The 4,924-nt window shown below is 53.8% G+C and carries 1 protein-coding gene and 3 pseudogenes; 3 read left to right on the plus strand and 1 reads right to left on the minus strand.

Annotation, left to right across the window (positions count from 1 at the left end; genetic code table 11):
- A pseudogene (locus AB3X94_RS41150) lies at nucleotides 1-256 on the plus strand (hypothetical protein); the annotation flags it as partial.
- Nucleotides 257-647: 391 nt separating this feature from the next.
- On the opposite strand, the gene AB3X94_RS41155 reads toward AB3X94_RS41150, so the two are convergent.
- The gene (locus AB3X94_RS41155; protein WP_368614422.1) at nucleotides 648-2,963 is read right to left on the minus strand and encodes a DPP IV N-terminal domain-containing protein; all 2,316 of its coding nucleotides are present in this window, start codon (nucleotides 2,961-2,963) and stop codon (nucleotides 648-650) included.
- 227 nt (nucleotides 2,964-3,190) lie between these two features.
- Between AB3X94_RS41155 and AB3X94_RS41160 the strand changes: the two are divergent.
- Nucleotides 3,191-3,433: pseudogene (locus tag AB3X94_RS41160) on the plus strand (IS6 family transposase); the annotation flags it as partial.
- 823 nt (nucleotides 3,434-4,256) lie between these two features.
- Nucleotides 4,257-4,703, plus strand: a pseudogene (locus tag AB3X94_RS41165) (IS6 family transposase); the annotation flags it as partial.
- Between the last annotated feature and the right edge of the window lie 221 nt (nucleotides 4,704-4,924).

The raw sequence follows: 4,924 nt of genomic DNA on the forward strand, positions 1-4,924 counted from the left end.
CTCAGAAAGCTGCGGCGTTTTTACGTCCTTGTACTTGTCGCATTGCTCAACCGCTCCGCGGCTTCCGCTTCGACACCATGAACGGCGTCGTCGCCGAAAACGAATTATTCAGACCCGACTCGCTAGCGGGGCCAAACTGACCAGCGTGCGCGACAACCTGCGCCATGCATCGATCGCGACGACATCGATGTACCTGCACGGCGACGAAATCCAGCGTGCGAGGGATATGGATCAGGCCTTTGCCGCCCGAAAATAGCCGCTAACCTATTGAATTCGAAGGATTTCGGAAAAATCGGCGGTTCCAGCTTATAACCCCTACAAGCGAATGATCTCGTTGGCATCCCAATGGCCGTGCCACTTTCAATCCTCAGGTCCAAGACCGCTGAGGCGAGAAATTTTTCAAGCGCCAGAGCGAGTACGATCGCCAACGCGCAAAGGCATTGACCCCACTGCTTTCGGCGTAGCGCCTGAACGACGGCGACGCTCAGCGACCGGCGATGACACTGCGCCGGTCTCCCACACGAATCTTGCGGGCTTGCATTCAACGAAGGCAAACAATAGCAGTCCTGAGCCCAACGTAAACGATTGAATGTGACTATAGAAAAATCCTACGAACTCAATGTCACAGCGATCAGTATAAAGGGTCATCAACTCGACGGAAAATGCGTCGATGTGGCATTCCAACTAGGCGGATCTTGCCCGAAAACATTGCGAACGAAGAAATCCATGAGCTTACGCTCGGTGAAGATACCGGGGGCTCCATGATCAGCACCAGGCACATAGACCATTTCGAATTCCTTTCCCGCCTTAATGAGACTGTCGGCGAGCGCAAAGGTGGAGGCCGGATCGACATTGTGGTCCATTTCGCCCACAACAAGCATAAGTTTGCCGTGCAGATTGTCGGCATTGTCGATGGCGGAGGACTGTGAGTATTCAATGCCGACGGGCCAGCCCATCCACTGTTCGTTCCACCATATCTTGTCCATACGGTTGTCATAGCAACCACTGTTGGCTACCGCAACCTTATAGAAGTCCGAATGGAATAGCAGTGCATCAACGGCGTTCTGGCCGCCAGCTGATGTACCGAAGATTCCCAAATTCGAGATGTCGTACCAGGGATATAGAGAGGCAGCCGCCTTATGCCACAGAATGCGATCGGGAAGGCCTGCATCTTTCAGATTCTTCCACGCGACGTCATGGAAAAGGCGTGAACGGTTGTTAGTGCCCATTCCGTCGATTTGCACAACGATAAAACCCAACTGGGTAAGGGGCTCTGTTGTGGTTGTGAATGACTTTGGGACGTGAGAGCCTTGCGGGCCGGCATATATATCCTCCACCACAGGATACTTCAGATGTGGATCGAATCTATCTGGTAGATGAATGATTCCCCAAATATCGGTCTTACCATCGCGCCCTTTGGCAACAAAATTGATTGGTGCTCTCCATCCATTAGATTCGAGTTGGGAGATGTCGGTGCTCTCGATCTGCATCAGTTTAGCGTTGTCTCTAGACCGGAAAAGCGCCATGCGTGGGGGAAGGTCGATACGCGACCAGAGGTCGACGTAGAATCTACCGTCCGGAGAAAACTCGATGTGATGATTGGCCGGTTCTGGCGTAAGTGATGTCAGCCCCTTTCCGTCGAAGCCAATTCGGTAGGCATGAACGAAATAAGGGTCCTCACCGAAATTCATTCCGCTTGCTTCAAACCAAATTTCCCTTCTGACCGGATCGATGTGGTCCACCGCGCGGACAACCCAGTCACCTTTGGTGATTTGGTTTTCTAAAACACCAGTACGGCCATTAAAGAGGTACAGATGTTCAAATCCATCGCGCTCGGATGCCCAGATAATTTCCTCTCCATCATTAACATTGTAACGAAAGTGTTTTCCGGCACTTCTTTGGTTATTTCTTAAATCTGTATAATCGACGAACGTGGAGCTGACCTCATCGATCAAAGAGCGCGTACGGCCGGTGGCTGCCTCCACCTCGATTACTCGGTAGAGCTGATGGCCGCGTTGGTTGTACTCAAATGTAAAGGCTTCCCCATTCTTCCACCAATTAATTTCGGAAAGGTCAAAAGGATTCGGGAACAAAGTATTGTCGATATTGACCATGCGCTTGTTGACTATGTCGAATAGTACCGGTTGCGGTCGCGGAAGAATATCTCCCGCTTTGGGATACGCTAATTGCTCATACCTGGCTTGATGGTTTGTTGCTGAGGAATTGACAAGCATAATTTGACGCGGTTGGCCGACGGCGACACGGTAACCTGCGAGGTGATTCGAGTCAGGGGACCACTTTAGGGATGAGCAGACGTAATTGTTCGCTTCTGTCCCGTCCGAACTTAACGGTACATTTACTGACCCGTCCTTACTCATTAGAAAGACGTTGTAGTTTTTGATATATGCTTTCCACTTGCCGTCCGGTGAATCGCTTGTTATTCGATTATCGCTTTCAGCCGTTGGCGTGAAGTCGTTATGAAATGACGAGATTTCGCCCTCAGAGATTCTAGTGCAGATGTAGCTTGAAAGATCGCAACTCCACTGAACGGAATCAATGGAGAACAGCAACTGGTGGCCGTCTTGTCCGATTTCGAAGCGGTCAAAGGGCAGCGAAGTGCCTCGGAAATTCGAGGAGGCCGCCTTATTTAATGCTTCGGCAAGGCGGCTATGATCGAAAGCCTGTTGCTTCTTCCCGGTTTTGATATTGAATTTAATGAACTGGCGCTCACCATGTGTCGTCCGTCGGTAGGCAAGGGTCTCGGGCGAAAGCCAGAAAGGGGGGGTATCGACAAAATTGACAATTTTATCCGAGTATTGATAGCGAACTGTGAGAGCCCGCTGAAAGTCTGAGGGGGTAAGAGCAAAGGGGGGGTGTATGGTTCCGTTCCCTTGGTTGTCAGCAGCCGATAGCAACGTGCAGTAGGAAATTAGAAGCAGAAAGATGGTGACAATTTTTTGCATGGATGTTTGGCCTTGACTATGTATAGGTTACGTCGTCGGCTTACCTTGCAGCAATTTTTATGCCATCAGTGAATGCGAGTGGGTATGATCAGTGTCCGCTGAGCGCAAGCGAGGCGACCGGTGAGGTTCTGTCGCGATAACGGGAAGTAGAATGGCCGGTTTTGGAAACTGCAAGTCAGCAGACGAATAAGCCAGCGAAGACGCCGCGCAGGAGCCTGCCAGACGGCATTGCTGCCAATGTCCTCAAGCGCCTGTACCATCCGGTGGACGTGATTCTGCTGTGCGTGCGCTGGTACGCAGCGTACTCGCTGAGCTTGCGGGATCTGGAAGAGATGATGGCCGAGCGCGGCATCGAGGTGGATCATTCCACGGTGCATCGCTGGGTGATCAAGCTGCTGCCGGTGCTCGAGAAGGCCTTTCCTCGGCTCCAGCGCCCGGTAGGCAACAGCTGGCGCATGGACGAGACCTACAGTACGCCCAGCCAACGTAGCCCGCCTGTATGGGGGTGAAGTTGCTTGAGCATAGTTGGAATGCAAAACCCGGAGAAGTTGCTGTTGTAGTACCGGGTATGCCCTTCTTCTGCTGCGAGAGGAAGTGAGCCGAAGCGGCGGTGACTTGCCGACACTGGCACGGTGACGAAGTCCGTGGGAAACGGGGCTTGCGGCGAAGCGGTTACGCCAAGATGAGCCTCTAGGCTGAGCATGGGACGGTTGAGGAACACGAACCTGTTTGAACGCATCTGAGGGTTGAATCGTCACCCCTGCCTACACCGCTTAATAGGCAGGACGCGAATTGTTGCCGATCATATGTACGGCCCGGCAACGCGAATGCTGACTGGCCATGTAGGCCCATCAGCACGGAGCCATGGAGAGCGCGCAGCTAGGCCGTGGTATTCGCGACGACTTGCGGCAAGCAAGGATAAAGACTGCGACAGGCAGTCTCGCCCGTGCGCTTGAGTCCAGCATGTGAACTGGGGAAGGCTTGCACAGATGTTAAGGGAGTGTGCCTCCCAATGATGTGCAAGCTGGCGGAGTCTCCGTAGTAGTCCGAGGCCGGGAAAGCCGGCTACATGGCGAAGGGGGGAAGTTGAAGTGGTTTGCCTGGTTGAATTAACTGACTGTAGCGAGGTGAAGACCTTCGATAATCAGTGAAATACAAAGCAAACTGGCGGCACGGTGGAACGGTGTCGCCTTTTCGAAACGACACTTCAGCGGAGAGCCGGATGCGCTGAGAGGCGCACGTCCGGTTCGGGGAGGAGAGGCAGGGAAATAGTTCGACTACGCCCTGTCTCTTACTCCGCTCCTCGTCAAGGGCCAGTGGAAGTATCTCTACCGGGCCGTGGACAAGCCCGGCAAGACCATTGACTTCCTGTTGCGCGCGCGCCGAGACACTGCCGCTGCCCGGCGCTTCTTCGAAAAGGCCATCGCCCAGAACGGTGCGCCAAAGACCGTCACGGTGGACAAGAGTGGCGCGAACCTCGCGGCCATGCAGGCGATCAATGCTGAGCGGGAAACGCCGATCAAGATCAGGCAGAACAAGTATCTGAATAACCTCGTTGAGCAGGACCACCGTGGCATCAAACGCCGGGTCAGGCCGATGTAGGGGTTCCAGAATTTTCGCTGCGCTCGCATCGTCCTCGGTGGCATCGAGACCATGCGGATGATCCGCAAAGGGCAGATGGTTATCCCCAAGGGGAGCAGTCCGTCGGCCGCCGAGCAGTTCTATTCCTTGGCCATATGACCGCGGCGCTCTCGCCACCCTCATCGCCCTTAATTCCTTATCGCGACAGAACCGACAAAAACGCCACACAGCAGGAAAGCTTCTACGCGAAGCTGCGCGCTACGCGACATTGCCGACATCATCCGGTTTGTGAATGAGCGTTGCGGCTTCCTGTTGACGATGACGCCCCTGCAACCCCGTTACGCGAAGAAGATCGCCGACGCGGACAGCTTGATGGCGGT

Origin of the sequence: Paraburkholderia sp. BR10923, from assembly GCF_040948765.1 — a bacterium.
GTDB lineage: Bacteria > Pseudomonadota > Gammaproteobacteria > Burkholderiales > Burkholderiaceae > Paraburkholderia > Paraburkholderia youngii.